We start from the raw sequence: 26,541 nt of genomic DNA, 5'->3' as shown, positions 1-26,541 counted from the left end.
CTGCTCTGTCCCGCTCATGCTTCACGGTTTCTGCGCGGAGCCTACGTCCCTGATGCCGTGGCTCACGAGGGGCCTACAGACCCCTTGTCCCCCTCTTCGGCCCCGGCCCGGTCGCCGAACCCCCTTTCGGGGACCGGGCCTTGAACTCAGTTCTGGTGGGACTGGTAGTGCGCCACCGCGTCCGAGGTGCGGCCCGCGCCGTACACCCGGAGGAACTCTGCCAGCTCCGGGTGGGTTGGGGCGAGGGTGTCCGCCGCCTCGATGATGTCGCCCGCGGCCGCCACCGAGCGAAGCAGCGACTGGATCTCGCGGACGACCCGCTTGACCGTGGGCGCCCCCGAACTCGTCGTCGACTGCGTGGTGTTGCTGAGCACCGATCCCCCCTGGGACTTCTTGATCTCATCCATGCGCTCGGTCGCCTCGGCGGCGCTCACGCTGCCGTCCGCGACCTGACCCGCCAGGTCCTGCAGCAACTGCACCCGCTGGACCACTGCCGGGTTGCCGATCTTGGCACGCTGACCGCTCATCAGCTGCGACAGCATCGGTGCGGAAAGGCCCAGCACCCCCGCGAGCCGGGCCTGGTTGAGACCCAGGTCCTCGATGAGCCTACGGAAGAGCGCCCCCAACGGCTCTCCGTACCAGTTCCGCTGCAGCTCCCGGGCTCTTGCGGTCGCTTCCTGCTGTGCGGCGTCCATTGCGTCTCCCCATCGCTTCCCCAAATACTGCGGTTCGCTGTAGCGAACCACGACGAGCATCTTACGGAGAGTGGTCGTTCACGGGGACCCCCAATCTTTTTGCGAGATCCCGGGGGTGACCCGGTACTCTGGTCTGCGAAGCCTCCCGGCGGTCCTTCTCTCCGGGTGGATGCTTCCCTTCCGGGGCCTTAGCTCAGTTGGTAGAGCGCTGTCTTTGCATGGCAGATGTCAGGGGTTCGACTCCCCTAGGCTCCACAGCGGATCGGCCGGGCCGGATGTCGTAGGACATCCGGCCCGGCCTTTTTGCTGCCCGCGGGATCACGGCCGTCGGTGGCGTCCCGGTAGGGGGTCGTCGCGATCGCTATCTGTGCACTTCACGGGAAGAAGGCCGCTGGAACGGGGCAACGGTTGATGGCACGTGTCGACGTGCGCAGATGCGAAACGAGTGTGCTGGGTCACATGGACGGCCGGTCAATTGTGTACGTCACCCTTCGCAATCGGATCAATACATTCCGGTCGGAGGATGGTGAGGTCTTGAGGGGCGGCGCTGTTTCACGTGAAACAGCCCTGTGGGGCAGAAGACCGGCAAGTCTTCTGCCCCACAGGGCTGTTGAAAGGTGTCCCGTCGAACGCACCCTCGGGCAGGGTCGAGTCGGGAAGGAACACGTCCTCCCACACCGGTAGCCGTGGAAAAGTGCCCTCGGCTGCCGGTGCTCAGTCGGTGCTCAGCGGCGGTTGTCCCGGTCGGCGGCCTCGTCCTCGGCCTGCTTGGCCTGGACCTCGGGGTCGAGAGCGGACTGGCCGCTGCCGTCCACGGAGGACAGCCGACCCGAGTCGGACACCTCGGTGGCCGCGGGGGGCTCGACCAGCCAGTCGGGGTTGGCCTGCTTGTCCCACCACTTCCAGGCGGCGAAGGCGCCGCCCGCCAGGACGCCCAGCACGGCGATGCCCTTGGCGGCACGGCCGAGCCTCGCTCGACGCTGCTGCCTGCGGACCAGCCGCTGGATCTGCTTCGGCGAGACCTGCCCGCGGAGCGCGGCCAGTGCCGCGACACTGCGGGCGGTGGCCTCCTCGCGGACGGGGCCGGCCGCGGCCACGGCCTGTTCGATACGTGGACGGGAGTAGTCGGCGGCCTGGCGGGCCGCCTTGCGGGTGCGTGCGGCGGCTTCGTGGGCCGCGTGGTCGACCTTCGGCGGCACATGCGTGCGAGCCTGCTCCAAGCGCGGGACGACATGGGCGCCGTACTGGACGCGTGCCTGTTCCGCGGCCAGCGACACCTTCGGCGCGAGTCGTACACGTGCCTCCTGCGCGTAGTGCGAGGCCTTGTCCTTGGCCGTGTCGGCGTAGGGCGCCACCACTTCCGCGGCGTGCAGCACGCTGTCCTTCGCCGAGCCGGTCGCGGCGCGCACGCTGTCGATGCGGGTCACGGGATCCTCCTCCTCGGTGGCGTACGTAATTCGACTTTCCACCCTTTTGGGGATCATGCCTCCCGGAGCGCTCCGGGGCATGTGCGGGCGGGCATCCGGGTCATGGCCCCGGCTCCGGCCGACCGTCGGGCAGAGCCGCTCATGAACCCGTTCACATGCAAGAGAGGATGAATACGGGGGAACGGGAACTAGTCCACGACAGTGCCGACAATGCCACGGATCGCCGCGAAGCGCGCCGGTAGCGGGGGTACTCGGCCGGTTTTCCGCGCGCCCGCGGTACAAGAGCGTGGGCGTCGGGGGACGGACGGCGTCGTCCGTGCGAGGATCGGGGGAGTCACAAAGGACAACGGAAGGCAGATCGTGGCAGAGCAGCTGTACGCCACCCTGAAGACCAACCATGGCGACATCGAGGTGCGGCTGCTGCCGAACCACGCGCCCAAGACGGTCCGTAACTTCGTCGAGCTCGCCCAGGGCGAGCGTGAGTGGACCAACCCGGCCACCGGGCAGAAGTCCACGGACAAGCTCTACGACGGCACGGTCTTCCACCGGGTGATCAGTGGATTCATGATCCAGGGCGGTGACCCGCTGGGCAACGGCACCGGTGGTCCCGGCTACCAGTTCGCGGACGAGTTCCACCCGGACCTCGCCTTCGACAAGCCGTACCTGCTGGCCATGGCCAACGCCGGACCGGGCACCAACGGCTCGCAGTTCTTCATCACCGTCTCCCCGACGGCGTGGCTGACCCGCAAGCACACCATCTTCGGTGAGGTCGTCGACGCGGCCAGCCAGAAGGTCGTGGACGCCATCGCCGGTGCCCAGACCAACCCGCGCACCGACCGTCCGGTCAACGACGTCGTCATCGAGTCGGTCGTCGTCGAGACGCGCCAGGGCTGAGCCCTCGGGCCCGTCGCCGGGCCGAGCGTCCCGGTTCACCGCGCGGACCGGACCCGAAAGGTTCACAAGGTCCCGAAGGGAACCAATCGCCCCGCCCATCCGTAAGGATGAGCGGGGCGAGGCGTTCCACACAGGAGACGGAGGGACCCGATGGATCAGGTGCCGAGCAGCTCGCAGGACGCGCGGAGCCTGCCCACCTGCTACCGGCATCCGGACCGCGAGACGGGTATCAGCTGCACCCGCTGCGAGCGTCCCATCTGCCCCGAGTGCATGGTGAGCGCCTCTGTCGGCTTCCAGTGCCCCGAATGTGTCCGCGACGGCTCGGGCACGGGCCGAGCGCCCTCCGCCTCGGCCCCGCGCACCCTCGCGGGGGGCACGGTCACCGCCGACCCTCGGCTCCTCACCAAGATCCTGATCGGCGCGAATCTGCTGCTTTTTCTGGTGAACGAGGCCATCGGTGACGCTTTCACCGATCGGTTCGCCCTCGTCGGACAGGGCTTTGATTCCGTCGGCTCCGTGCAAGGCGTCGCCGAAGGCCAGTGGTACCGGCTTGTCACGTCGATGTTCCTGCACAGCGGTGTCATGCACATCGCCTTCAACATGCTCAGCCTCTGGTGGATCGGCGGCCCGCTGGAAGCCGCCCTCGGTCGAGCCCGCTATCTGGCCCTCTACTTCGCCTCGGGTCTCGCGGGCAGCGCGCTCACCTACCTGCTCGCCGCGCCGAACCAATGGACGCTCGGCGCCTCCGGCGCCATCTTCGGCCTCTTCGGCGCGACAGCCGTCCTCATGCGCCGGCTGAAGTACGACATGCGCCCGGTCATCATCCTGCTGGTCATCAACCTGGTCATCACCTTCGGCTGGTCCGGCATCGCCTGGCAGGCCCATGTCGGCGGTCTCGTCGGCGGTGTGCTGATCGGCTATGCGATGGTGCACGCGCCGCGTGAGCGACGGGGGCTGATCCAATACGGCGCGTGCGCCCTGGTCCTGCTGGCCGTGGTCGTGGTGACGCTGCTCAGGACCGCCCAGCTGACCTGAGGTGATGCCGGACCGTCACCGGTTCGGCGCTCCGTCGGCACCGTTACAGCACTGTTGTCCACAGACCGTGGCGGATCTTGTGCATAGGGTGCGGGAACAGGTGTGCCCCCTGTCGCTCACCTGCGTTTTCGCAGGTCAGGCAGGGGGCGAACATCCTTGCGGGTGCCGGTAGGTCAGTCGTACCGGCGTCAACGCCCAGTGAGTTATCCACAGATCGTCGTTCTTTTTCCCCACTGTGGAAAACGCCTGTGGATAACTCCGTGGATTGCTCTGGGGAGAACTACCTCCACAGGGCGGAGACCGCTACTTCCACTGGGTCGAGACGCCGAATCCGGCCGCGATGAAGCCGAATCCGACCACGATGTTCCAGTTGCCGAGCGAGTCGATCGGCAGCGAGCCGTCGGTCACATAGAAGACGACGATCCAGGCCAGCCCGATGAGGAACATGGCCAGCATGACCGGAGCCACCCAGCCACGGCTGTTCAGCTTGATGTTCGTGGCCTGCTTGGACGGCGGCGGCGTGTAGTCGGCCTTCTTGCGGATACGTGACTTCGGCACGAGGGTCTCTCCTGTCGATGCGCTGCGTGGCCGCGCAGGGAACTGTGGCGGGCTCCGGGGCAGCGTACAAGGGGACACTGAATGCTCCCCCGGGCGTCCGTTAGCGTAGTGCTTCCGCGGCGCCTAAGGAGATAAGGGTACGTTGAGCAATTCAGCCGACTCCCCCGAGCCGGGTTCCGGCACCTCCCCCCGAGGCGGTTTCCGGCCCGTGCGCGTGCTCACCGTCGGGGTCTTCGCCCTCGCCGGGCTGATCTTCTTCACCAGCTTCGACACGGCCAAGGGCACCAACATCCGTACGGACGCCTCTCTGCTGAAGCTCTCCGACCTGATCCAGGAACGCAGCCACAAGAACGGGCAGCTCGACGAGTCCAACGCGGTGCTCCGGGACGACGTGGAGGCCCTCGCGGAGCGCGACGACGGCAGCACCAAGGCCGAGGACGCCCGGCTCAAGGCGCTGGAGAAGAACGCCGGCACCCAGAAGCTCAGGGGCCAGGCCCTCACGGTCACCCTCAACGACGCCCCTCCGGACGCCACCGCCAAACTCCCCGGATATCCCGAACCGCAGCCCGACTACCTGGTCATCCACCAGCAGGACCTGCAGGCCGTCGTGAACGCCCTGTGGCTGGGCGGCGCCGAGGGCATCAAGGTCATGGACCAGCGGCTGATCTCCACCAGCGCCGTCCGCTGCGTCGGCAACACCCTGATCCTCCAGGGCCGTGTCTACTCGCCCCCGTACAAGATCCAGGCGGTCGGTGACCCGGAGAAACTACAGAAGGCGCTCAGCGCCAGCAAGGCGATCCAGAACTACATGGTGTACGTGAACGTCTACGGGCTGGGCTGGAAAGTCTCCGAGGACGGGCCGGTGACTCTTCCCGGCTACTCGGGCACAGTGGATCTGAAGTACGCGAAGCCCGTGGAGTAACGGCAGCCGGGGGACCCGTGTCGGTGCGCGTGATCGTGAGGACCGCCAGCGAACTCTGCATCACCGTCGGCACCCTGATCGTGCTCTTCGTCGTCTACGTGCTGTTCTGGACCGGTGTGAAGGCCGACTCCGAGATGGAGCACCAGGTCGACCTGCTCCAGGACAGGTGGGCGGAACAGCCGGTGCGACCGACCTCCGGCCCGGGCCCCTCGGTGGCTCCGGAGCCGCCCGCCGCGTACGAGAGCGGCGAGCCCTTCGCGCTCATGTACATCCCGCGCCTTGGTTTCACGTGGAACAAGCCCGTCTTGGAGGGCACGAAGACGGACACTCTCAAAAAAGGGCTCGGCCACTACGCGAACACCGCGCAGCTGGGACAGAAAGGGAACTTCGCGGTGGCCGGCCACCGCCGCACCCACGGAGATCCCTTAAAAGATTTTCCCAAGCTGCGCCCCGGCGACAAGGTCGTCCTGACCGACGGCGCGGACTGGTTCACGTACGTCATCGACAAGGGGCCCTTCCGGACATTGCCCACGGACGTCCAGGTCATCGACCCCGTGCCGAAGAAGTCGGGCTACACGCGCGCGGGGCGCTATCTGACGCTGACGACGTGCGACCCGGAGTGGGGACACAGCCACCGGCTCATCGTGTGGGGCCATCTGGATTCCACACAGCCTGTGGAGTCAGGGAAACCGGAGGCACTACGCCGTTAGTCTGGTGGCGGTACGGCGTGAGTCCGGTGCCGTGGTGTGAAGGAAGGGACGGCATGTACGGCTGGATCTGGCGACATCTGCCGGGTAACGCGTGGCTGAAGGCGCTGATGTCCATCGTGCTGATCCTGGCCGTCGTCTATGTCCTCTTCCAATACGTCTTTCCCTGGGCCGAGCCCCTGCTGCCCTTCAACGATGTGACGGTGAACGACCAGTGAGTGCCGCCCGACCCGCCCGGGTCCTCGTCGTCGACAACTACGACAGCTTCGTCTTCAACCTGGTCCAGTACCTGTACCAGCTGGGCGCCGAGTGCGAGGTGCTCCGCAACGACGAGGTGGCGACCGCCCACGCCCAGGACGGGTTCGACGGCGTGCTCCTGTCCCCCGGCCCGGGCACCCCCGAGGAGGCCGGCGTCTGCGTGGACATGGTCCGCCACTGTGCCGCGACCGGCGTCCCCGTCTTCGGCGTCTGCCTCGGCATGCAGTCCATGCAGGTGGCGTACGGCGGTGTCGTGGACCGCGCGCCCGAACTGCTGCACGGAAAGACCTCGCTGGTGGAACACGAGGGCAAGGGGGTCTTCGCGGGCCTTCCCACCCCCTTCACCGCGACCCGCTACCACTCCCTGGCAGCCGAGCCGGCCACGGTGCCGGCCGAGCTCGAGGTCACGGCGCGCACGCACGACGGGATCATCATGGGCCTCAGGCACCGGGAACTGCCGGTCGAGGGCGTGCAGTTCCACCCCGAGTCCGTGCTCACCGAGCACGGCCACCGCATGCTCGCCAACTGGCTGGCCGAATGCGGTGACCAGGGGGCCGTGGCCAGGTCGACGGGGCTCGCCCCCGTGGTGGGCAGGGCCACGGCGTGACGGCCCTGCGCCCCGAGCGCGAGAGTGCCCCCTACGGCGGCGAGGCCGCGTACGGGGGCGCCGAGTCGTTCGAGGCGGAGGCCTTCCCGCAGGGAACGCCGTTCGGCGACGCCGCCGAGCCCGAGCCGTGGACTCTTCAGCAGGCCGCCCCGTACCCCCAGAACGACTGGTACGGACAGCAGCAGCCCTACGCCGAGCCCTCGTTCGAGCAGTACGAGTCCTACACGCCGCCGCGTACCCAGCCCTCCTACGAGGGCTACGACGAGCCCTACGGGACGCCCGGCACCGCGAGCACGCCCGGCGGGGCCGCGGCCGAAACCGCTCTGGAGCACCCTCCGATCGACGAGGAGACGGTGGCGCTCCGGGTGGAGGAGGCGCGGCGGCTGGCCGCCGCGGCCGAGCGGATACCCGCGCCCCCGACTCCCGGAGGCCGTGCAGCCCGCCGTAAGGCCGCGAGACGGCACGGGAGGCACGGGGGCTCCCCGGGGGCCCACGCGGGCTCCGGAGCCGCTCAGGGGCCCGAGGAGGGCTTAGGAGAGGACGGCCTGCCGTCGCCCCGCTCCAGGGTCGAGGCGCGACGGGCGGCGCGGGCGCGCAAGCCCAGCGTGGGAGTGATCGCGAGCCGGGTCATCGGCGAGGTGTTCATCACCACCGGCGTGGTGATGCTGCTCTTCGTCACCTACCAGCTCTGGTGGTCCAACATCCGTGCCCATCAGCAGGCGGGCCGGGAGGCGACGAGCCTCCAGGAGGAGTGGAAGAGCGGCAAGCGCGCGCCGGGCGCCTTCGAGCCCGGGCAGGGCTTCGCCATCCTGCACATTCCGAAGCTGGACGTCGTCGTGCCGATCGCCGAGGGCATCAGCAAGTCGAAGGTCCTGGACCGCGGAATGGTCGGCCACTACGACGAGAACAGCATCAAGACGGCGATGCCCGAGGACAAGGCGGGCAACTTCGGTATCGCCGGACACCGCAACACCCATGGTGAACCGTTCCGTTACATCAACCGACTCAAGCCGGGCGATCCGATCGTCGTGGAGACGCAGGACACGTACTACGTCTACGACATGGCCTCGATCCTGCCGGTGACCCCGCCGTCGAACGTCAGCGTGCTCCAACCCGTGCCCCCGGGTTCCGGCTTCACCCAGCCGGGTCGCTACATCACGCTGACCACGTGTACGCCGGAGTTCACGAGCAAGTACCGCATGATCGTGTGGGGCAAGATGGTGGAGGAACGGCCGCGCAGCGAGGGCAAGCCCGACGCGCTCGTCCAGTAGGGGCTCGACCAAGGGCGGAAGAACTGTGGCAGTGACCACCGACGACACCGAAGAGAAGACGGACGCGCCCGAGGCCACGCCGCGGCGCCGCGGCATGAGCCGGATCGCCATGGCGGTCAGTGTCTTCGGTGAACTCCTCATCACGGCGGGCCTGGTGCTCGGTCTGTTCGTCGTCTACTCGCTCTGGTGGACGAACGTCCTCGCCGACCGCGAGGCGGACAAGGAAGCGAACAAGGTCCGAGACACCTGGGCCTCGGACGACGGACCCGGCGCCCTGGACACCAAGGACGGCATCGGCTTCCTGCACGTCCCCGCCATGAAGAACGGCGAGGTCCTGGTGAAGAAGGGCACCTCCGCCAAGATCCTCAACGGTGGTGTCGCCGGCTACTACACCGACCCGGTCAAGGCGACCCTCCCCAGCTCAGACAAGGACGGCAACTTCACCCTGGCCGCCCACCGCGACGGACACGGCGCGAAGTTCCACAACATCGACAAGCTCGAGAAGGGCGACTCGATCGTTTTCGAGACCCGCGACAACTGGTACGTCTACAAGGTCTACGACACCCTCACCGAGACCTCGAAGTACAACGTCAAGGTCCTCTCGAACATCCCCAAGGAGTCCGGCAGGAAGAAGGCCGGCAAATACATCACCCTCACCACCTGCACGCCCGTCTACACGTCCCGGTACCGGTACATCGTGTGGGGCGAGCTGGAGCGGGTGGAGCGCGTGAACGCGGAGCGCACGCTGCCGAAGGAACTGCGTTAACTGCGCGGTGGGGTTACTCCCGCGCAGGGATGTTTCACGTGAAACATCCGGTTTCACGTGAAACATCGCGATCACGACGGAGCCCCGGCACCCTCTCAGGGAGGGCGCCGGGGCTCCGTCGTCGTACGGGGCAGGGAGCTGATCAAGCCCCCTGCCATGGGCGGAGGCGCTAGCCGAAGGGGCCTCCGTCGCCGCCGCCACCGTTGTTGCCGTTGTTGCCGCCGAAACCGATCGAAGCGAGCGTGATCGTCGTCTGGGCCGGGTCGGCTTCGTTGCCGCCGTCCGGGTCCTGGTCGGTGACGATCGCGGTGTCGCTCTGGTCGCTGCCGCCGGCGAACTGGATGCGGGTGAAGCCGGACGCCTGAAGGATCTGCTTGGCCTGGCCCACGGTCCGTCCCACGACGTTCGGGACCTCGGCCTCCTGCTCCTCCTCCTCGGCCGCCTTGCCGATCTGGATGGTGACCGTGTCGCCCTTGTTGAGCTCGGAGCCCGCCTCGGGGCTGGTCGCGACGACCTTGCCGACGAGGTTCGGGTCCTGGGTCTCGACCTCGGTGCAGGTGCCGACGAGGTTGTTGGCCGCCATCTGGTTCTTGGCGGCGTCACAGCCCTGCCCGGCCACGTCCGGGACGGTTTCCTTGTCCGGAGCCCTGGCGACCGTCAGCGTGACCGTGGAGCCCTTCTCGAGCTTGCCGCTGGCCGGGTCCTGGTCGATCACGACGCCGGCCGTGCGGTCGGACTCCTCGGTCTTCTTCTCGACCTCGAAGCCCTTGTCCTTGAGCGTGGCCTCCGCCTCGTCGAACTTGATGCCCTGGACGTCGGGGACCGTGACCTTCGGAGCGCCCGTCGAGATGACCAGGGCGATGGTGTCGCCCTTCTTGACCTCGACATCGGCCTTCGGGGTCTGCTCGCAGACGTTTCCGGTCTTCTGGTTCTCGCACTCGGCCTTGGTGGTCGTCACCTTGAGGTCGACGTTACTGGCCGCCTGTTTGGCCTCGGCCTCGCTCTGACCGATGAAGTTCGGTGTCTTGAGCGTGTCGTTGCTCGTGTCGTTGCCCGAGAACATCCACTGGCCGATGAGGACCGCGCCGATCAGCACCAGGACACCCGCGACGACCAGGAGGATCGTCGAGGTGTTGTTCTTCTTCTGCTGCTGGCGGCGACGGCCCTGGCGGTCGTCGTAACCGCCGTAGCCGTCGTCCGGGCCGACCGGCGGGAGCATCGTCGTGGCGCCGGCGTCGGCCCGCAGGGCCGTGGTCGGCTGGTCGTCCGGGTAGCCGCCGTAACCCACCGAGCCCATGGCCGCCGTGGCCGCGACGGGCTGACCGTCGAGGCAGGCCTCGATGTCGGCACGCATCTCGTCGGCGGACTGGTAGCGGTAGTCCGGGTCCTTGACCAGGGCACGCAGGACGATGGCGTCCATCTCCGGAGTGATCTCCGGGTCGAAGACGCTCGGGGGCTGCGGCTCCTCCCGCACGTGCTGGTAGGCGACCGCCACAGGGGAGTCACCCACGAACGGCGGGCGGACCGTCAGCAGCTCGTAGAGCAGACAGCCGGTCGAGTACAGGTCGGACCGGGCGTCCACCTGCTCGCCCTTGGCCTGCTCCGGGGAGAGGTACTGGGCGGTGCCGATGACCGCGGACGTCTGCGTCATCGTCATGCCGGAGTCGCCCATGGCGCGGGCGATGCCGAAGTCCATGACCTTGACCTGGCCGTTGCGCGTCAGCATGACGTTGGCCGGCTTGATGTCGCGGTGGACGATCTGGTTGCGGTGGGCGTACTCCAGTCCCTGGAGGATGCCGATGGTCATCTCCATGGCCCGCTCCGGCAGCAGCTTGCGGCCGCTGTGGAGAAGCTCACGGAGGGTCGAGCCCTCGACGTACTCCATGACGATGTACGGGATCGAGACCCCGTCGATGTAGTCCTCGCCCGTGTCGTAGACCGCCACGATCGCGGGGTGGTTGAGCGAGGCGGCAGACTGGGCCTCCCGGCGGAACCGGGCCTGGAAGGTGGGGTCGCGCGCGAGGTCCGCTCGCAGCGTCTTCACCGCCACGGTGCGGCCGAGGCGGGTGTCCATCGCGAGGTAGACCTCCGCCATGCCACCACGGCCGAGCACCTGGCCCAGCTCGTACCGGCCGCCGAGGCGACGCGGCTCTTCCATAGCTTCCTACCAGCCCTCTCAGTCGGTCCCGACCGCACCCGTGTGTGGTCCGGCGGCTGTGCTCCGGGCATACGGTACCCGGCTCGCCTTCTGTGACCTGGCCAACCGCGTCACCCGATACAGGACCGGTATCGCAACGTGCACCGATGTGAAGGCGACGTGAGCGGGGTCACTTCTTGCTCTTGATCACTGCCTCCATCACGCTCTTCGCGATCGGAGCGGCGAGACCGCCACCGGAGATGTCGCCGCGGTCGGCCGCGCCGTCCTCGACGACCACGGCCACGGCGACCGGCGAGCTGCCGTCGCTGAGCTGGGCGTACGCGATGAACCAGGCGTACGGCTTCTCACTGTTGTTGAGGCCGTGCTGCGCGGTACCGGTCTTGCCGCCGACGGTGACGCCGTTGATCTTCGCCTTGCCGCCCGTGCCCTGGGGGTCGTTGACGACGGTCTCCATCATGTCCTGGAGCTTCTGGGCGGTCTCACCCGAGACCGCCTGGGACAGGGGCTCGGGCTCATGGGTCTCGATGATGTCGAGGTTGGAGGCGCGCAGCTGGTCGACCATGTACGGCGTCATCAGCTCGCCGTCGTTGGCCACGGCGGAGGCGACCATGGCCATCTGCAGCGGGGTGGCCCGGTTGGAGGCCTGACCGATGCCGCCCATGGCGTTCTGCGGATCGTTGTCCTCGGGGTAGACGCTCTCGGCGGCGCGGACCGGGACGTCCATCTCGTCCTCGTTGAAGCCGAACTTCTCGGCCTGCTCGATCATCTTGTCGTTGCCGACGCTGTGCGACATGTTCGCGAAGACCGTGTTGCAGGAGACCATCAGCGCGTACCGCAGGCTGGCGTTCTTGCACACGCCGTGCTCGTTGGTGAGGTCGGTCGTCGTGCCGGGCAGCTGGTACGGGTCGGGGGTCTTGGTCTTGTCGTCGATGCCCGAGACGATGCCGTTCTCCAGCGCCGCGGCGGCCGTGACCACCTTGAACGTGGAGCCCGGCGGGTAGGTCTCGCGCAGCGCGCGGTTCAGCATCGGCTTGTCGGAGTCCTTCTCCAGCTTCGAGAAGGTCTTGCTGTCCTTGGTGCTGATCCCGGCGAACGTGGACGGGTCGTAGGACGGCGTGGAGGCCAGGGCGAGGATCGCGCCGGTCTTGGGGTCGAGCGCGGCGACGGCGCCCTTCTTGTCGCCGAGGCCCTTGAAGGCCGCCTTCTGCGCGGCGGCGTTGAGGGTGGTGACGACGCTGCCGCCCTCCTTCTTCTTGCCGGTGAGCATGTCCAGCGTGTTCCGGAAGAAGAGCCGGTCGTCGTTCCCGGTGAGGATGCCGTCCTCGAGGCTCTCCAGCTGGGTGGCGCCGATGATCTGGGAGGAGTAGCCGGTGACCGGCGCCCACATCTCGCCGTCCCTCCACGTGCGCTTGTACTTGTAGTCGAGCCCCTCGGAAGCGACGGACCCCGTGATGGCCTTGCCGTCGACGATGATGTCCCCACGAGGCGTGGCGTAACGCTCGATGGCCACGCGACGGTTGTTCTTGTCGGTGGCGAGAGTGTCCGCCTGGACGTACTGGAGCCAGTTGTTGCGGATGAGCAGGGCGAGAACCAGGAGCCCGCAGAAGATCGCGATGCGGCGCAGGGGCTTGTTCATGACGGGCGGACCACCTGGGTCATCTCGGCGTCGGGGTTCGGTGCGGGCGCGGGCGCGGGGCGGCGCGCGGTGTCGCTGATTCTGATCAGGATGCCGATGAGCGCCCAGTTGGCGATGACCGAGGAACCGCCGTAGGCCAGGAACGGCATCGTCATACCGGTCAGGGGGATGAGGCCCATCACACCGCCGGCGACGACGAAGACCTGGAGGGCGAAGGCACCGGACAGCCCGACGGCGAGCAGCTTGCCGAACGGGTCGCGGGCGGCGAGGGCGGTGCGGATGCCGCGCTCCACGATCAGACCGTAGATCAGCAGGATCGCCATCACGCCGGTCAGTCCCAGTTCCTCACCGAAGGTGGCGAGGATGAAGTCGGAGTTCGCGGCGAAGCGGATGAGCTCGGAGTGGCCCTGGCCCCAGCCGGTGCCGAGGGTGCCGCCGGAGCCGAAGGCCCACAGGGCCTCCATGGACTGCGCGGAGTGGCCGACCACGGTCTTGGAGAGCTCCCACTCGCCCATGGGGTCCAGCCAGGCCTGCACACGCTGCTGCACGTGGATCTCGAACGAGGCCACGCCGACCGCGCCGGCCGCGGACATCAGCAGACCGAAGACGATCCAGCTGGTCCGCTCGGTCGCGACGTACAGCATGATCACGAACATGCCGAAGAACAGCAGCGAGGTACCGAGGTCGGTCTCGAAGACCAGGATGAGGATCGAGATCGCCCAGACGACGATGATCGGGCCGAGGTCGCGGCCGCGCGGCAGGTACAGGCCCATGAAGCGGCGGCTGGCCAGTGCGAGCGCGTCGCGCTTCACCATCAGGTAGCCAGCGAAGAAGATCGCCAGCACGATCTTGGCGAACTCGCCGGGCTGGATGGTGAAGCTGCCGACCTGGATCCAGATCTTGGCGCCGTAGGTGAGTTCCGCGCCGAGGCCCGGCACCAGGGGGAGCAGCAGCAGGACCAGCGCGCCGGCCATGGAGATGTAGGTGTAGCGCTGGAGGGTGCGGTGGTCCTTGAGGAAGATCAGTACGGCGATGAGGAGCGCGATGCCCATCGCCGTGTAGACCAGCTGATTGGTCGCCTTGCCGCCGGCCTGTCCGATCTGCTGGAGCAGTTTCGACTGGTCCAGCCGCCAGATCGCCACCAGCCCCAGCCCGTTCAGCAGCGTGGCCAGCGGCAGCATCAGCGGGTCGGCGTAGGGCGCGAACTTGCGGATGACGAGGTGGCCGATGCCGGCCAGTACCCCGAGGCCGATGCCGTAGGCGGCCAGCCCGGCCGGTACCTCGTCGTTCAGTGCCAGACCCACGTTGACGTAGGCGAACACCGGGATGACGACCGCGAACGCCAGCAGCGCCAGCTCGGTGTTGCGTCGGCTCGGTGTGCCGATCGCGCCGATCGTGGACGTGTGCTGCGTCGACGTGTTGGTAGTACTGCTCATGGTGTGCGTGGGCCCCTCGCGGCTTGCCTACTGCTCACCGCACCGTGAGACCAGCTCCTGCTCCTCCTCCGAGAGGGTGGGGCCGGCCGACGGTGCGGGTGCGGTCTGGGTCGGGGTGGGGGACGTCGACGGCTTCGACGTCGGGGACGGTGTGGCCTTGGACGTGAGGGAGGTCTTCGTGGTTCCCGTGACTCCGCCGGCCTCGCCCTCGCCCGTCTTGGCGTTGCTGTCCGCCGCCTCGCGGCGCTCGGCGTTCTTCTTGCACGCCGACGCCTGGGTGGACAGCTCCTCGATCTTCTTCCGGGCGTCGCTCAGACCGCCCTCGGCGATCGTGGCCTCGACCAGCTTCTGCTGGTAGGGCGGCAGGTACTTGAGTTCGATCTCGGGATGGTCCTTCGCGACCTTCGAGAGTGAGATCCAGGCCAGGTCCTGGCTGATGCCGCGGTACAACGCCACGTGGTCGTCCTTGGAGCCGACGTAGTACTGCGTCTGCGTCCACCGGTAACCGCCGTAGAGACCCCCGCCGACGACGGCGAGGGTGAGGATGCCGAAGAAGGATCTCTTCAGCCACCTGCGCTTCTTGCGCGGCTTGACGAAGTCGTCGTCGGAGTAGTCCCCGAAGCTGCCCGCCGCGGGCATGTAGCCGGTGGTGTCGCCCGAGCCGGGCGGGCCGAACTCGCCGCCGCCCTGTCCGTGCCCCTGTCGGCCGAGACCGGAGGCCCGGCCGGCGGGGGTCTGCATGATGCCGTTGTCCTGGAGGTGCAGCTGGTTCTCGGCGACCGCGCCGACCACGACCGGGGTGTCGGAGAGCTGCCCGGCGAGGGTGTCTCCGGTGTCGAGGTCGAGCACGTCGGCCACGATGACCGTGATGTTGTCCGGGCCGCCGCCGCGCAGCGCGAGCTGGATCAGCTCCTGCACGGTCTCCTGCGGGCCCTGGTAGCTGGCGAGGGTGTCCTCCATCGTCTGGTGGGACACCACGCCGGACAGACCGTCGGAGCAGATCAGGTACCGGTCGCCGGCGCGGACCTCGCGGATGGAGAGGTCGGGCTCCACGTGGTCGCCGCTGCCCAGCGCGCGCATCAGCAGGGAGCGCTGCGGGTGGGTGGTGGCCTCCTCCTCGGTGATGCGGCCCTCGTCGACCAGACGCTGCACCCAGGTGTGGTCCTGGGTGATCTGGGTGAGGACGCCGTCCCTGAGGAGGTAGGCGCGGGAGTCGCCGACGTGGACGAGGCCGAGGCGCTGACCGGTCCACAGCAGGGCGGTGAGCGTGGTGCCCATGCCCTCCAGCTGCGGGTCCTCCTCGACCATCGAGCGCAGTTGGTCGTTGGCGCGCTGCACGGCGGTGCCGAGGGAGGTGAGGATGTCGGAGCCGGGGATGTCGTCGTCGAGCGTGACGAGGGTGGAGATCACCTCGGAGGAGGCGACCTCACCGGCCGCCTGGCCGCCCATGCCGTCGGCGATCGCGAGCAGCCGCGGACCGGCGTAGCCCGAGTCCTCGTTGCCCTCGCGGATCATGCCTTTGTGCGATCCGGCGGCGAAGCGCAGTGACAGACTCATGCGCACCTCGCCCGTCGGCTCCGGGTACATCCGCACGGTGCCCACCCTCCGGTCGGGAGCGCGCCGGGAGCCCTGGTGGGGGCCGCCCCTGCGTGCTCGCTCCGCTCGCGCCTATTCATGATGTAGCACTACTTCCGCAGCTCGATGACGGTCTTGCCGATGCGGATCGGCGCGCCCAGCGGAATCGGCGTGGGAGTCGTCAGTCGGTTCCGGTCGAGATATGTGCCGTTGGTGGACCCCAGGTCCTCGACGATCCACTGGCCGTCGCGGTCCGGGTAGATCCGGGCATGCCGGCTGGAGGCGTAGTCGTCGTCCAGCACGATCGTGGAGTCGTGCGCGCGGCCCAGGGTGATGGTCTGGCCCTGGAGAGCCACCGTCGTCCCCGTCAGGGTGCCCTCGCTCACGACGAGCTTGGTCGGGGCGTTGCGCCCACGACGGCCGCCACCGCCGGCGGGAGGCGCGGGCTGCTGGCCGCGCTGCTGCGGGGGCGCGGCCTGGCGGGCGGCCGCCTGAGGCCGCGCGCTCTCCCGGCGCGACCCCCGCTGGGTGACACGCGTACCGAACAGGTCGCTGCGGATGACCTGCACGGCCACGATCACGAACAGCCACAGTACGGCCAGGAAACCCAGCCGCATGACCGTGAGGGTCAGCTCTGACATTGCCCCCGCTTCACCCTTCGGCTTGCCGGTAAATGATGGTGCTGCTGCCCACGACGATCCGCGAGCCGTCGCGGAGCGTAGCGCGGGTGGTGTGCTGCCCGTCCACCACGATGCCGTTGGTGGATCCGAGATCCTGGATCGTCGAGGGCGTTCCGGTCCGGATCTCGCAGTGCCGGCGGGAGACGCCGGGGTCGTCGATCCGCACGTCGGCTTCGGTGCTGCGCCCCAGCACCAGCGTCGGGCGGGAGATCTGATGGCGGGTGCCGTTGATCTCGATCCAGTAGCGCGTGCGCCCACCGCCCGCCGGAGCGGCGGGCGGCCGCTGTCCGAGAGCGGCGGGACGGCCGCCGGGCGGCGGCGTGGCAGGCATGGGCGGGGCACCCGTGGGTGCCGCCGTGGGCGGGTAGCCGTAGCCGCCGGGGCGGCCCGCGGCGGGGCTCGCCGGGGCACCCGAAGGGGCCTGCTGGTCCGTGGAGCCGGCCAGCGTACGGCTGCGCACCCGGTACAGACCGGTGTCGAGGTCGTCGGCCTTCTCCAGATGGACCTTGATGGGTCCCATGAAGGTGTACCGCTGCTGCTTGGCGTAGTCGCGCACCATGCCGGCGAGCTCGTCGCCGAGCTGGCCGGAGTAGGGGCTGAGACGCTCGAAGTCGGGCGTGCTCAGCTCCACGATGAAGTCGTTGGGGACGACCGTACGGTCGCGGTTCCAGATGGTCGCGTTGTTGTCGCACTCCCGCTGGAGCGCTCCCGCGATCTCCACGGGCTGGACCTCGGACTTGAACACCTTGGCGAAGGTGCCGTTGACCAGACCTTCGAGGCGCTGCTCGAACTTCTTCAGGACTCCCATGGGGCACCTCCTCCGTCGTCACCGCTCTGCGTACCGCATCGGTACTGCTTACTGATCGTATCCACGCGCCGAGGAATCGGCTGGTTCCCCCTGTCGGCCCGTTCGACCGGTGTCACCCGGCCTCGGCGCCCACTGAGGTCCTCTCCCGGATTCCCATCGGAGCTCCTCTTCGAACTACCCCGGTCGAACTCTGCCAAGGATCGTAGAGGCGGCGCGAGACCAGTGTCCCGCACCGGACTGTGCGCCCCGCCCTTCTCCCATGGAGATGGCCGGGACCGGTACGAGGTTGAGACGTGAACCAGCACTCGTTGATACGTGACCGGAGGGGGCGTGTGTTCGGTCCGTCCTGGTCGGCCTGTCCCGGGCCTCGTCGGCGCGGCCCGGCCGCGGATAAGGGATGTGAATCCACCCTCTCCAGCGTGCTAATCTTCTGGATGTCGGAAGGCGCCACACCGCAAGGAACGGGGCCTGAGGACACACCCAATGCGCGGGTGGCGGAATAGGCAGACGCGCTGGATTCAGGTTCCAGTGCCCGCAAGGGCGTGGGGGTTCAACTCCCCCCTCGCGCACAGCGAAGCGGTCCCATCGTGATCACGATGGGACCGCTTCTTTTTTGTCGTCGGAGCTGCCTCCGGAGCGGCAGGCCGACTGGCCGTGCAGGACTCTGGAGTGTGAGGAGTCTCTCAGGAGATTCGGTAAGGACTTTCGGCTTCCGGTGGTGCGGGACGGCGTGGGGGCGTGCCGCGCGCGGTGTGCGCGGTCGGGGATGCCGGGGAGTCAGCCGCATGCGAATCGTCGTAGATACGGGCACGAATGATGTTTCACGTGAAACGGTGCCGAGGGCATGCAAGTGGCCGCGCAGTGTGGGGCATTGGCCTCGGGAAACCCGTCAGTACCGTTGACGCTCGCCTGTCACCTACCTATCTTCTGGTCGGAAATTCGCACAACGTTCGCAATTTCGAACATGATGCTTGCTTTGTCCTCCACCCCCCGCCCCTGCCAGAGACGAGGCGCACATGGCTCCGCCCCTCTCCAGACGTTTCCTCCTCCAGTCCGCGATGCTCGCCGCGGCCGTACCCGGGGTGTCCCTGGGGACCGGGGGCGGCCGTGCGGTCGCCGCCGCGGTCCCTACGCCGTCCACCTGGTCGGTGCGGCCCTTCGAGCTCAAGGACGTGACCCTCGGCCAGGGCCTCTTCGCCGACAAGCGTCGGTTGATGCTCGACCACGGCCGCGGCTACGACGTCGACCGGCTGTTGCAGGTCTTCCGCGCCAACGCGGGACTCTCCACCAAGGGCGCGGTCGCCCCCGGCGGCTGGGAAGGGCTGGACGGCGAGGCCAACGGCAATCTCCGCGGCCACTACACCGGGCACTTCCTGACGATGCTGGCGCAGGCGTACGCGAGCACCGGGGAGCAGGTGTACGCCGACAAGATCCGCACCATGGTCGATGCGCTCACCGAGGTGCGTGAGGCGCTGCGCAAAGATCCCCGCATGCTCGCCGTCACCGGGAAATGGGGTGGCGCGCACGAGAACGTCCGGGGCTCGTACCAGTACGTCGACCTGCCGGCCGCGGTGCTCGGCGGTGCCTCGGCGATCACTCTGTCGGTCTGGGTGAAGCCCACCCACAACGCCAACTGGCAGAGGATCTTCGACTTCGGCAACAACACGACCCGGTACATGTACCTCGCCTCCCGCAACGGCAGCGGGGTGCCGCGTTTCGCGATCACCAACAGCGGTGCGGGCGGGGAGCAGGCCCTCAACGGCACCGCCGCCCTGCCGCTCAATCAGTGGAGCCACCTGGCCGTCACGATCAGCGGCACCACGGGCACCCTGTATGTCAACGGCACCGCGGTGGCCCAGAACACCTCGATGACGCTCAACCCGTCCGTCCTGGGCACCCTGACGAACAACTGGCTGGGCCGCTCGAACTACGCCGACGACCCGGTCTTCGCGGGCGCCTTCGACGAGTTCAACGTCTGGTCGAGGGCGCTGACCACGGCCGAGATCACCTCGCTGCAGACCAACGAGGCCAAGAGGTCCTCCGCGGGGCTCGGCAACCTCGCGTCGTACTACTTCTTCGCGACCTCGGGCGGCACGTTCGACGATGCCTCCGGCCGCGGTCTGACCGCCACGCTGCGCCGCACCTGGGGCGGGCCGAGCCACCCCGGCTTCCTCGCGGCGTACCCGGAGACGCAGTTCATCGACCTGGAGACGCGGACCACCGCCGACTACACCAAGGTGTGGGCGCCGTACTACACCGCCCACAAGATCCTCAAGGGCCTGCTCGACGCCTACCTCGCCACGGACGACGCCCGCGCGCTCGACCTCGCCTCCGGCATGTGCGACTGGATGTACTCGCGGCTGTCCAAGTTGCCCGACGCCACGCTGCAGCGGATGTGGGGCATCTTCTCCAGCGGTGAGTTCGGCGGCATCGTCGAGGCGATCGTCGACCTGCACACGATCACCGGCAAGGCCGAACACCTCGCACTGGCCAAGTTGTTCGACCTCGACCGGCTCATCGACGCCTGCGCCGCCGACACCGACATCCTGGACGGCCTCCACGCCAACCAGCACATTCCGATCATGACCGGTTACGTCCGGCTGTACGACGCGACGGGCGAGACGCGCTATCTGACCGCCGCGAAGAACTTCTGGGGCATGGTGATCCCGCAGCGCATGTACGGGATCGGCGGTACCAGCACGGCCGAGTTCTGGAAGGCCCGCGGGGTGATCTCGGGAACGATCAGCGACACCAACGCCGAGACCTGCTGTGCGTACAACCTGCTCAAGCTGAGCCGGACCCTGTTCTTCCACGAGCAGGACCCGAAGTACATGGACTACTACGAGCGGGCCCTGTTCAACCAGGTCCTCGGCTCCAAGCAGGACAAGGCCGACGCCGAGAAGCCGCTGGTCACGTACTTCATCGGGCTGAAGCCCGGCCATGTGCGCGACTACACCCCCAAGCAGGGCACCACCTGCTGCGAGGGCACCGGCATGGAGAGCGCCACCAAGTACCAGGACTCGGTCTACTTCACCAAGGCCGACGGCAGCGCGCTGTACGTCAACCTCTACAGCGCGGCCACGCTGAACTGGTCCGCGAAGGGCGTGACGATCGCCCAGAGCACCGACTATCCACGGGAGCAGGGGACCACGATCACCGTCGGGGGCGGCAGCGCGGCCTTCGAACTGCGGCTCCGGGTGCCGTCCTGGGCCACCACAGGGTTCCGGGTCACCGTTAACGGCAGCGCGGTGAGCGGCACTCCGGCGGCGGGGAGCTACTTCACGATCCCCTCCCGCACCTGGCGCGCCGGGGACGTCGTCCGGGTGACGATCCCGTTCCGGCTGCGGGTGGAGAAGGCGCTCGACGACCCGTCGCTCCAGACGCTGTTCTACGGCCCGGTCAACCTGGTCGGCCGGAACAGTTCCACGAGCTATCTGTCGGTCGGGTTGTACCGCAACGCGGGGCTCTCCGGTGATCTGCTGCCCTCCCTCGCGCCGGTGAGCGGAAAGCCGTTGCACTACACGCTGGACGGCACCGAATTCGCTCCCTTCCACGAAGGGAGCGAGGACCCGACCCACGCCTACGTGCGGCGCTCCGAACCGAAGGTCGTCCTCGGCGGCACCGACTCGGGCGTCGCCAACCCGGCCAAGTCCGACGGGACGACCCTGTTGGACGAGATCTGGGCCGGGGCGCCGTTCGCGGACAAGGGTGCGCTGGTGGCGCGGGTGCAGTCGGCCGTCGGCTCCTGGGTGTCGGCCGGACTGCTGAGTCAGGCCGACAGCCAGAAGGTGGTGACCACGGCGCAGAACGCGTCCTACGCGGCCTGACGGCGCGGGTTCCGGGCGACAAGGGCGGCCGCTCCCCCTGGCGGGGCGGCCGCCTCGCGCGTTCCGCGGGAGGGCCCTGCTAGGCGGCGAGGCGGGCGGCCAGGCTCTTGGCCTTGACGACCGCGTCGTCGAGGGCCTTGGCGCGGGAGGCCTCCGAGAGCGGGATCAGCTCGCTCATCGCGGGGTTGTGCGGGGCCATGGTGAGCTCCGGGACGATGAAGTCGACCTCCAGCCCGAGCATTTCGGAGAGGATCGCCGTCAGGTAGTTCTGCACATACTCCAGGGGTTCGCGAGGCGTGCCCGGAGCGTAGGAACCGCCGCGGCTGGCGACGACGGTGACCGGGGTGCCCTTCGTCCTCGAGTCCTCGTTCAGGGCGGTGCGGCCGATGAGTCTGGTGGTCCGCGAGGTCGACGAGGGGCCGCCGCTGCGCGTCACCTACCGGCTGACGGCGGCCGGGGAGGCGCTGGGACCCGCGCTCACGGAGTTGAAGGACCGGGCGCTGGTCCATCTGCCGCAGGACTGGCCGTGCGCGGGGTCGGCACGCTAGCGGGGTGGCGGACCGGCCCGGTTTTCCACAGGCGTGGACGGGTGCGGCGCGGAGTTGTCCACAGGGTCTGACGCGTTTCGGCCACCGGCTGTACCGTCGTCACGAGTTGATGTTCGTGCGTGGACGGGTGCGGGGGAGGCGGTCGCTGTGGCCGAGGTCGGTGTGACGACGACGGGGGCGGGAGCCGAGTCGGAGTCGGCGGGATCCAGGCAGGTCGGCGTGGGGGCCGTGGCAGGGGCGGCCGCGGCGCGGGTGCCGGCGGTGACGGGATTCGCCCGGTGGCCCGCCGTGGGGTCGCCCAAGGACGAGGGCAAGGCGCTGCGCACACGGGTGCCCCGCAGCGCGCACGCGGACCTGACGCTCACCACCGACCGGCCGGACGCGGTGTCCGCGGTCGAGGAGTCCAACCGCGGCCGGATCCCCGAGCTCACCCCGATAAGGGTCGGCAGGATGGCGGCCACCCCCTTCGCGTTCCTGCGCGGCTCGGCGGGCCTCATGGCCCATGACCTGGCCCGTACGCCCATCACCGGCATCGGCGCGCAGATCTGCGGCGACGCCCACGCGGCCAACTTCGGCCTGTACGGGGACGCCCGCGGGGAACTCGTCATCGACCTCAACGACTTCGACGAGACCGTGCACGGTCCCTGGGAGTGGGACCTCAAGCGGCTCGCCACGTCGCTGGTGCTCGCCGGCCGTGAGGCGGGCGCCGACGAGGACGTCTGCCGCAAGGCGGCCTACGACGCGACGGGTGCCTACCGGCGCACGATGAAGCTCCTCGCCAAGCTCTCGGCGCTCGACGCGTGGAACGCCATCGCGGACGAGGAGCTGGTCTCCTACACCGACGCCCACGACCTGCTGGGCACGCTGGAGCGGGTGTCGGAGAAGGCGCGCGCCAACACCAGCGGGCGTTTCGCGGCCAAGGCGACCCGGGAGGTGGAGGGCGGCGGCCGCCACTTCGTGGACGCCCCGCCGGTGCTGCGCCGTGTGGACGACAGGGAGGCGGCCCTGGTGGCCACCTCCCTGACGCAGTACCTGACCACGCTCTCGGAGGACCGCCACCCGCTGCTCGCCCGGTATGCCGTGCAGGACGTGGCGTTCCGCGTGGTCGGAACGGGCAGCGTGGGCACCCGCTCGTATGTCGTCCTGCTCCTGGACCACCGTGGGGAAGCGCTTGTCCTCCAGGTGAAGGAGGCCCGCCCGTCGGCGCTGGAGCCGCACCTCGCGACCGCCGGCTTCGAGGTGCCGGAGGTGGATCACGAGGGGCGCCGGGTGGTCCTCGGACAGAAGCGTATGCAGGTCGTCAGCGACATACTGCTGGGCTGGACCACGGTCGACGGACTCCCCTTCCAGGTACGCCAGTTCCGTAACCGCAAGGGCAGTGTCGACCCCGCCGCCCTGGCCGCCGACCAGATCGACGACTACGGCCGCATGACCGGCGCCCTCCTCGCCCGTGCCCACGCCCACAGCGCCGACCCCCGCCTCCTCGCCGGCTACTGCGGCAAGAACGACGAACTCGACGAGGCGACGGCCACGTTCGCCGTCACCTACGCGGACCGCACGGAGGCGGATCACGCGGACCTGGTGGCGGCGGTGCGGGCGGGGCGGATCGCGGCGGAGACGGGGGTCTGAGGGCTGAGGGCGAGCGGCGGGGACGGTGCGGGGGTCTGAGGGCTCACGGGGGGCGCGGCGGAGGCGAGGGCGTGAGGGCTGAGGGGATCGCAGAGGGGACGGGGCGCTGGGGCGGGCGTAACAGGCGGACGGAGGGCGCTGTCAGGGCGCGGCCGAGGGGCGTGAGGTGGTCGCACGGATGCGCGGGGGCCAGGTGTCCGGTGGCTTTCGGTTCGGCCGGGAGCCGTGGCCTAGGCTGGGTCGGGTGACGACCCCGGAAGCCGACCAGACACCGTCCGAGCGCTCCACCGAGCCTGTGGAGACCGCGGAGCCCGACGCGGGCACCGAGCGCGGCGAATCGACGCCGTCCGTCGTGGACGCGGCGCCTGCTGAGACGCCGTCCGGTGAGGCGGCGGGGTCCGACGGGACGCCGGGGCCTGCTCAGGGCTCGGGGTCTGCGCAAGGCTCGGCGTCCGCCGACGGTCAGGGCGAGGGTGCGGGGGACGTCGGGGGCGGGGGCTCCGGGCGGCCCGAGGAGCGGCTGGAGCGGGCCGTGCGGGCGGCCGAGCAGGCGTTGATCGAGTACGAGATCGCCGTGGAGACCTTCCGGGTCGAGGTCGAGAACTTCTCCCGGTTGCATCACCAGAAGCTCGGCCCCATGTACGCGCGGCTGGACGAGCTGGACGCCCAGATCGCCGAGGCGAAGGCCGCGCGCACCGGTGACCCCGAGGACGTGCGCAAGGCGCAGGAAGCGCGAGCGCGGGTCATGCCGATGCCGGGCGTGGAGGAGTTGTTCCACGGCTGGATGGACTCGGAGGGACTGTTCCCCGAGGCGGCGGCCATGCTCACCGACCAGCCCGTCCGGTCCCCGGAGCGGGTGCGCCCGAGCGACGAGGCCCGCAGGCTCTACCGCGAACTGGTCCGCAAGGCGCACCCCGATCTGGCGCGGGACGACAAGGAGCGGGAGCGGCGGGACGAGTTCATCGCTCGGGTGAACGCCGCGTACGGCCGTGGTGACGAGGTGCTGCTGCGGGAGCTGTCAGAGGAGTGGGCGGCCGGGCCGGTGCCGGAGGAGCGCAGGCCGAGTCGGGCCGAGGAGCTGTACGCCCGGCTGGAATGGCTCGCCCAGCGCAAGGAGCTGCTCGCACTCCTCGCCCGTGAGCTGGAGGAGGGCGCCATCGGTTCGATGCTGCGCATCGCGCCGGACGACCCCGACCGTCTCCTCGACGAGATCGCCGACCAGCTGCTGGCGGAGGTCGCACAGCGGGAGGCGGAGCTGGCGGGGCTGGTCGGCCGGGACGGTCCGGATGGGCAGGGTGGGCAGGAGAGTCAGGGTGGCCAGGACGGTCAGGGCGGCTGACGTGGTGCGCCACTGCGGCTGAGGTGGTGCGCCGCTGTGGCTGATGGGACTGCTCGGGTTGCCGAGGGCTTCGGACGGTGGGCGTTCGGTCGGGTAGCGTCGGACGCATGCATTTCGGAGCGGGTGTGCCCACGGTCGAGGTCGGAGACCTCAAGGACGACGACTTTCTGCTGGACGTGCGGGAGGACGACGAGTGGCAGGCGGGTCATGCCGAAGGGGCGCTGCACATCCCCATCAGTGAGTTCGTGGCGCGCTACGGCGAGCTCACCGAGGCGGCGCCGCAGGACGGCAGGGTCCATGTGATCTGCCGCTCGGGCGGACGTTCGGCGCAGGTCACGAACTATCTGGTCCAGCAGGGCGTGGACGCGGTGAACGTCGACGGCGGCATGCAGGTCTGGGCGGCCGTCGGCCGCCCGGTGGTGGACGACAAGGGCGGGGCGGGCTTCGTTCTCTAGGGAACGAGGGGTTCAGCCCAGGGGGTGTGCCGCCAGGAGGTCCCCGAGGGCCTCCTCGTGGGCCGCCGCGGGGCCCAGCGACAGTTCGAGGTGCTTGGCCCAGGCGTGATAGCGGTGCAGGGGGTAGTCGACGTCGGCGCCGAAGCCCCCGTGCAGATGCTGTGCGGTCTGCACGACCCGTCGTACCCCCTCCGAGGCCCAGATCTTGGCCACGGCGACATCTCCGGAGACGGGCAGCGCACCTCCCGCGCCGGAGGTGATGCGCCAGGCGGCCTGCCACAGCGTCGCCTCCATCGCACGCAGGTCGATGAAGCGGTCGGCGGCCTGGACGGCGACGGCCTGGAACGAGGCGATCGGGAAGCCGAACTGTTCGCGTTTGCCGGCGTAGTCGCCGGTCATGCCGAGGACCTGCTCACCCAGGCCGAGCGCCAGCGCGCAGGTGCCGGTGGCCAGCAGCTCCCGTAGCCGTTCCCACGCGCCCTCCGCGTCGAGGACGTCCCGGTCGGCGATCCGTACGGCGTCCAGGCGCAGTTCCGCGAGCCGTTCACCGGCGGTGGAGATCTGCTCGGCGAGCGTCACCCCCTCGTGGAGGCAGGGGACGAGGGCGAGCACGGTCCCGCCGTCGGTGGCCGCGACCGCGTTCCGCTCGGCTCCGTAGGGGGCGTCGGAGGTGTTCACCGACTCCGGTGCGACGGTCGCGGGGATGACGATGTAGTCCGCGTTGTGGGCCCAGGGCACCGCCGTCTGTACGCCGTCCAGGATCCAGACGCCGCCCGCGTCGCGGCGGGCGGTCACGGCGAGTTCGGCCGGATCATGGCCGGTGCGGCCGTGCGCGGCGACGGTCAGGACGACCTCGCCCCTGCCGACGCGCGCGAGCAGCTCCGCCTTCAGCTCCTCGTTCCCGTGGGCCTGCACGGCCACGGCGGCCGCGCTGCTCTCCAGCAGGGGGACCCTGGCCAGCACCTTCGCCGACTCGCGCAGTACCAGGCACAGGGCGATCGGGTCGAGCCCCGACCCTCCGTACGCGGGGTCGAGCAACAGGCTGAGCAGGTCCGCGTCGGCCAGCTTCGCCCACAGGGCCCGGTCGAAGTCGTCGGCCACCGCCCCCGGCACGAGCGACGGGCTCGGCACGCCGTCCGGCGCGACCCCGGCGAACACCGCCCTCGCCGCCTCGGCCGCCGCCTGCTGCTCCTCGGTGAAGGTGAAGTCCACGGTCCCGACCCTTCCGTGTCGCCGATGACGGGGCGTCAAGATAGAACAGGTTCTAGAAGAAGGGAATGGTGTGGCGGGCCGGGCCGGCCATCGGAGGA

General features: G+C 69.1%; 22 protein-coding genes, 2 tRNA genes and 2 pseudogenes. 15 read left to right on the top strand and 11 right to left on the bottom strand.

Annotated features, from left to right (window positions below):
* Positions 1–146: 146 nt before the first annotated feature.
* On the bottom strand, positions 147–695 hold the full coding sequence (locus HW837_RS03520; protein ID WP_033530590.1) for a helix-turn-helix domain-containing protein: 549 nt from the start codon (positions 693–695) through the stop codon (positions 147–149).
* Between the two features lie 182 nt (positions 696–877).
* Between HW837_RS03520 and HW837_RS03515 the strand changes: the two genes are divergently transcribed.
* Positions 878–950 (top strand) — tRNA-Ala (locus HW837_RS03515).
* Positions 951–1,420: 470 nt separating this feature from the next.
* Here HW837_RS03515 and HW837_RS03510 read toward each other — a convergent pair.
* Positions 1,421–2,122: a DUF5324 family protein gene (locus HW837_RS03510; protein WP_045558524.1), complete on the bottom strand. Its 702-nt coding sequence runs from the start codon at positions 2,120–2,122 to the stop codon at positions 1,421–1,423.
* Positions 2,123–2,482: 360 nt separating this feature from the next.
* On the opposite strand from HW837_RS03510, the gene HW837_RS03505 reads away from it, so the two are divergent.
* Both HW837_RS03505 and HW837_RS03500 read left to right on the top strand, forming a co-directional pair.
* Positions 2,483–3,016 (top strand): peptidylprolyl isomerase, encoded by a 534-nt coding sequence (locus HW837_RS03505; protein ID WP_045558525.1) that lies wholly within the window; start codon positions 2,483–2,485, stop codon positions 3,014–3,016.
* 150 nt (positions 3,017–3,166) lie between these two features.
* Positions 3,167–4,051: a rhomboid family intramembrane serine protease gene (locus HW837_RS03500; protein WP_045558526.1), complete on the top strand. Its 885-nt coding sequence runs from the start codon at positions 3,167–3,169 to the stop codon at positions 4,049–4,051.
* A 303-nt stretch (positions 4,052–4,354) separates the two neighbouring features.
* Here the strand turns inward: HW837_RS03500 and crgA are convergent, their stop codons facing one another.
* Positions 4,355–4,609, bottom strand: coding sequence for a cell division protein CrgA (gene crgA, locus HW837_RS03495; RefSeq protein ID WP_045558527.1), 255 nt, complete (start codon positions 4,607–4,609; stop codon positions 4,355–4,357).
* Positions 4,610–4,751: 142 nt separating this feature from the next.
* On the opposite strand from crgA, the gene HW837_RS03490 reads away from it, so the two are divergent.
* From HW837_RS03490 to HW837_RS03465, 6 genes are read left to right on the top strand one after another with little or no spacing between them, the layout of a single operon-like run.
* On the top strand, positions 4,752–5,531 hold the full coding sequence (locus HW837_RS03490) for a DUF881 domain-containing protein (protein ID WP_177261925.1): 780 nt from the start codon (positions 4,752–4,754) through the stop codon (positions 5,529–5,531).
* A 17-nt stretch (positions 5,532–5,548) separates the two neighbouring features.
* Positions 5,549–6,241, top strand: coding sequence for a class E sortase (locus HW837_RS03485; RefSeq protein ID WP_093790307.1), 693 nt, complete (start codon positions 5,549–5,551; stop codon positions 6,239–6,241).
* Between the two features lie 53 nt (positions 6,242–6,294).
* Positions 6,295–6,456 carry a hypothetical protein gene (locus HW837_RS03480; protein WP_045558530.1) on the top strand — a complete coding sequence of 54 codons (162 nt, stop codon included), beginning with the start codon at positions 6,295–6,297 and terminating at the stop codon, positions 6,454–6,456.
* Entirely contained in the window at positions 6,453–7,103 is a 651-nt protein-coding gene (locus HW837_RS03475; RefSeq protein ID WP_033530582.1) for an aminodeoxychorismate/anthranilate synthase component II, read from the top strand. Before HW837_RS03480 ends, HW837_RS03475 begins: the two co-directional genes overlap by 4 nt.
* Positions 7,100–8,374 (top strand): class E sortase, encoded by a 1,275-nt coding sequence (locus HW837_RS03470; RefSeq protein WP_045558531.1) that lies wholly within the window; start codon positions 7,100–7,102, stop codon positions 8,372–8,374. The genes HW837_RS03475 and HW837_RS03470 overlap by 4 nt, the downstream gene beginning before the upstream one ends.
* A 31-nt stretch (positions 8,375–8,405) precedes the next feature.
* Positions 8,406–9,140, top strand: coding sequence for a class E sortase (locus tag HW837_RS03465; protein WP_371271447.1), 735 nt, complete (start codon positions 8,406–8,408; stop codon positions 9,138–9,140).
* A gap of 169 nt (positions 9,141–9,309) precedes the next feature.
* Here the strand turns inward: HW837_RS03465 and pknB are convergent, their stop codons facing one another.
* From pknB to HW837_RS03435, 6 genes are all read right to left on the bottom strand, one after another.
* A complete protein-coding gene (gene pknB, locus HW837_RS03460) occupies positions 9,310–11,298 on the bottom strand; it encodes a Stk1 family PASTA domain-containing Ser/Thr kinase (protein WP_193379363.1) in 1,989 nt (662 codons plus the stop codon).
* 169 nt (positions 11,299–11,467) lie between these two features.
* The gene (locus HW837_RS03455; RefSeq protein ID WP_193379364.1) at positions 11,468–12,934 is read right to left on the bottom strand and encodes a peptidoglycan D,D-transpeptidase FtsI family protein; all 1,467 of its coding nucleotides are present in this window, start codon (positions 12,932–12,934) and stop codon (positions 11,468–11,470) included.
* Positions 12,931–14,370, bottom strand: a complete 1,440-nt coding sequence (locus HW837_RS03450) for an FtsW/RodA/SpoVE family cell cycle protein (RefSeq protein WP_045558535.1) — start codon at positions 14,368–14,370, stop codon at positions 12,931–12,933. Before HW837_RS03450 ends, HW837_RS03455 begins: the two co-directional genes overlap by 4 nt.
* Before the next feature lie 27 nt (positions 14,371–14,397).
* Positions 14,398–15,927: a Stp1/IreP family PP2C-type Ser/Thr phosphatase gene (locus tag HW837_RS03445; RefSeq protein ID WP_225615366.1), complete on the bottom strand. Its 1,530-nt coding sequence runs from the start codon at positions 15,925–15,927 to the stop codon at positions 14,398–14,400.
* A gap of 128 nt (positions 15,928–16,055) precedes the next feature.
* Positions 16,056–16,586 (bottom strand): FHA domain-containing protein FhaB/FipA, encoded by a 531-nt coding sequence (locus HW837_RS03440; protein ID WP_045558537.1) that lies wholly within the window; start codon positions 16,584–16,586, stop codon positions 16,056–16,058.
* Between the two features lie 10 nt (positions 16,587–16,596).
* On the bottom strand, positions 16,597–17,433 hold the full coding sequence (locus tag HW837_RS03435) for an FhaA domain-containing protein (RefSeq protein ID WP_045558538.1): 837 nt from the start codon (positions 17,431–17,433) through the stop codon (positions 16,597–16,599).
* Positions 17,434–17,918: 485 nt separating this feature from the next.
* Between HW837_RS03435 and HW837_RS03430 the strand changes: the two genes are divergently transcribed.
* Together HW837_RS03430 and HW837_RS03425 are read left to right on the top strand one after the other, a co-directional pair.
* A tRNA-Leu gene (locus HW837_RS03430) sits at positions 17,919–18,002 on the top strand.
* A 447-nt stretch (positions 18,003–18,449) separates the two neighbouring features.
* Positions 18,450–21,260: a beta-L-arabinofuranosidase domain-containing protein gene (locus HW837_RS03425; RefSeq protein ID WP_193379365.1), complete on the top strand. Its 2,811-nt coding sequence runs from the start codon at positions 18,450–18,452 to the stop codon at positions 21,258–21,260.
* A 79-nt stretch (positions 21,261–21,339) separates the two neighbouring features.
* Here HW837_RS03425 and HW837_RS03420 read toward each other — a convergent pair.
* Positions 21,340–21,651: pseudogene (locus tag HW837_RS03420) on the bottom strand (FMN-dependent NADH-azoreductase); the annotation flags it as partial.
* A 1-nt stretch (position 21,652) separates the two neighbouring features.
* On the opposite strand from HW837_RS03420, the pseudogene HW837_RS03415 reads away from it, so the two are divergent.
* The 4 genes and pseudogenes from HW837_RS03415 to HW837_RS03400 form a co-directional block, all read left to right on the top strand.
* A pseudogene (locus HW837_RS03415) lies at positions 21,653–21,808 on the top strand (winged helix-turn-helix transcriptional regulator); the annotation flags it as partial.
* Positions 21,809–21,955: 147 nt separating this feature from the next.
* On the top strand, positions 21,956–23,437 hold the full coding sequence (locus HW837_RS03410; RefSeq protein WP_060883990.1) for a DUF2252 domain-containing protein: 1,482 nt from the start codon (positions 21,956–21,958) through the stop codon (positions 23,435–23,437).
* Positions 23,438–23,681: 244 nt separating this feature from the next.
* Positions 23,682–24,776 (top strand): J domain-containing protein, encoded by a 1,095-nt coding sequence (locus tag HW837_RS03405; RefSeq protein WP_045558541.1) that lies wholly within the window; start codon positions 23,682–23,684, stop codon positions 24,774–24,776.
* Between the two features lie 125 nt (positions 24,777–24,901).
* Complete coding sequence (locus tag HW837_RS03400; RefSeq protein WP_045558542.1) at positions 24,902–25,231, top strand: rhodanese-like domain-containing protein; 330 nt, start codon at positions 24,902–24,904, stop codon at positions 25,229–25,231.
* A 12-nt stretch (positions 25,232–25,243) separates the two neighbouring features.
* Here the strand turns inward: HW837_RS03400 and HW837_RS03395 are convergent, their stop codons facing one another.
* Positions 25,244–26,443 carry an acyl-CoA dehydrogenase family protein gene (locus HW837_RS03395; RefSeq protein ID WP_045558543.1) on the bottom strand — a complete coding sequence of 400 codons (1,200 nt, stop codon included), beginning with the start codon at positions 26,441–26,443 and terminating at the stop codon, positions 25,244–25,246.
* Positions 26,444–26,541 lie beyond the last annotated feature (98 nt).

The sequence above is a fragment of the Streptomyces caniscabiei genome, assembly GCF_014930365.1.
GTDB lineage: Bacteria > Actinomycetota > Actinomycetes > Streptomycetales > Streptomycetaceae > Streptomyces > Streptomyces caniscabiei.
The sequence above is the reverse complement of the archived record's forward strand: the minus strand, read 5'-3'. Positions and strand labels throughout refer to the sequence as shown.

Excerpts from the sequence above, each read along its gene's own strand:
- HW837_RS03520 (WP_033530590.1), bottom strand. The coding sequence starts at position 695 with ATGGACGCCGCACAGCAGGAAGCGACCGCAAGAGCCCGGGAGCTGCAG.
- HW837_RS03500 (WP_045558526.1), top strand. The coding sequence starts at position 3,167 with ATGGATCAGGTGCCGAGCAGCTCGCAGGACGCGCGGAGCCTGCCCACC.
- HW837_RS03480 (WP_045558530.1), top strand. The coding sequence starts at position 6,295 with ATGTACGGCTGGATCTGGCGACATCTGCCGGGTAACGCGTGGCTGAAG.
- pknB (WP_193379363.1), bottom strand. The coding sequence starts at position 11,298 with ATGGAAGAGCCGCGTCGCCTCGGCGGCCGGTACGAGCTGGGCCAGGTG.
- HW837_RS03455 (WP_193379364.1), bottom strand. The coding sequence starts at position 12,934 with ATGAACAAGCCCCTGCGCCGCATCGCGATCTTCTGCGGGCTCCTGGTT.
- HW837_RS03450 (WP_045558535.1), bottom strand. The coding sequence starts at position 14,370 with ATGAGCAGTACTACCAACACGTCGACGCAGCACACGTCCACGATCGGC.
- HW837_RS03445 (WP_225615366.1), bottom strand. The coding sequence starts at position 15,927 with ATGAGTCTGTCACTGCGCTTCGCCGCCGGATCGCACAAAGGCATGATC.
- HW837_RS03440 (WP_045558537.1), bottom strand. The coding sequence starts at position 16,586 with ATGTCAGAGCTGACCCTCACGGTCATGCGGCTGGGTTTCCTGGCCGTA.
- HW837_RS03435 (WP_045558538.1), bottom strand. The coding sequence starts at position 17,433 with ATGGGAGTCCTGAAGAAGTTCGAGCAGCGCCTCGAAGGTCTGGTCAAC.
- HW837_RS03425 (WP_193379365.1), top strand. The coding sequence starts at position 18,450 with ATGGCTCCGCCCCTCTCCAGACGTTTCCTCCTCCAGTCCGCGATGCTC.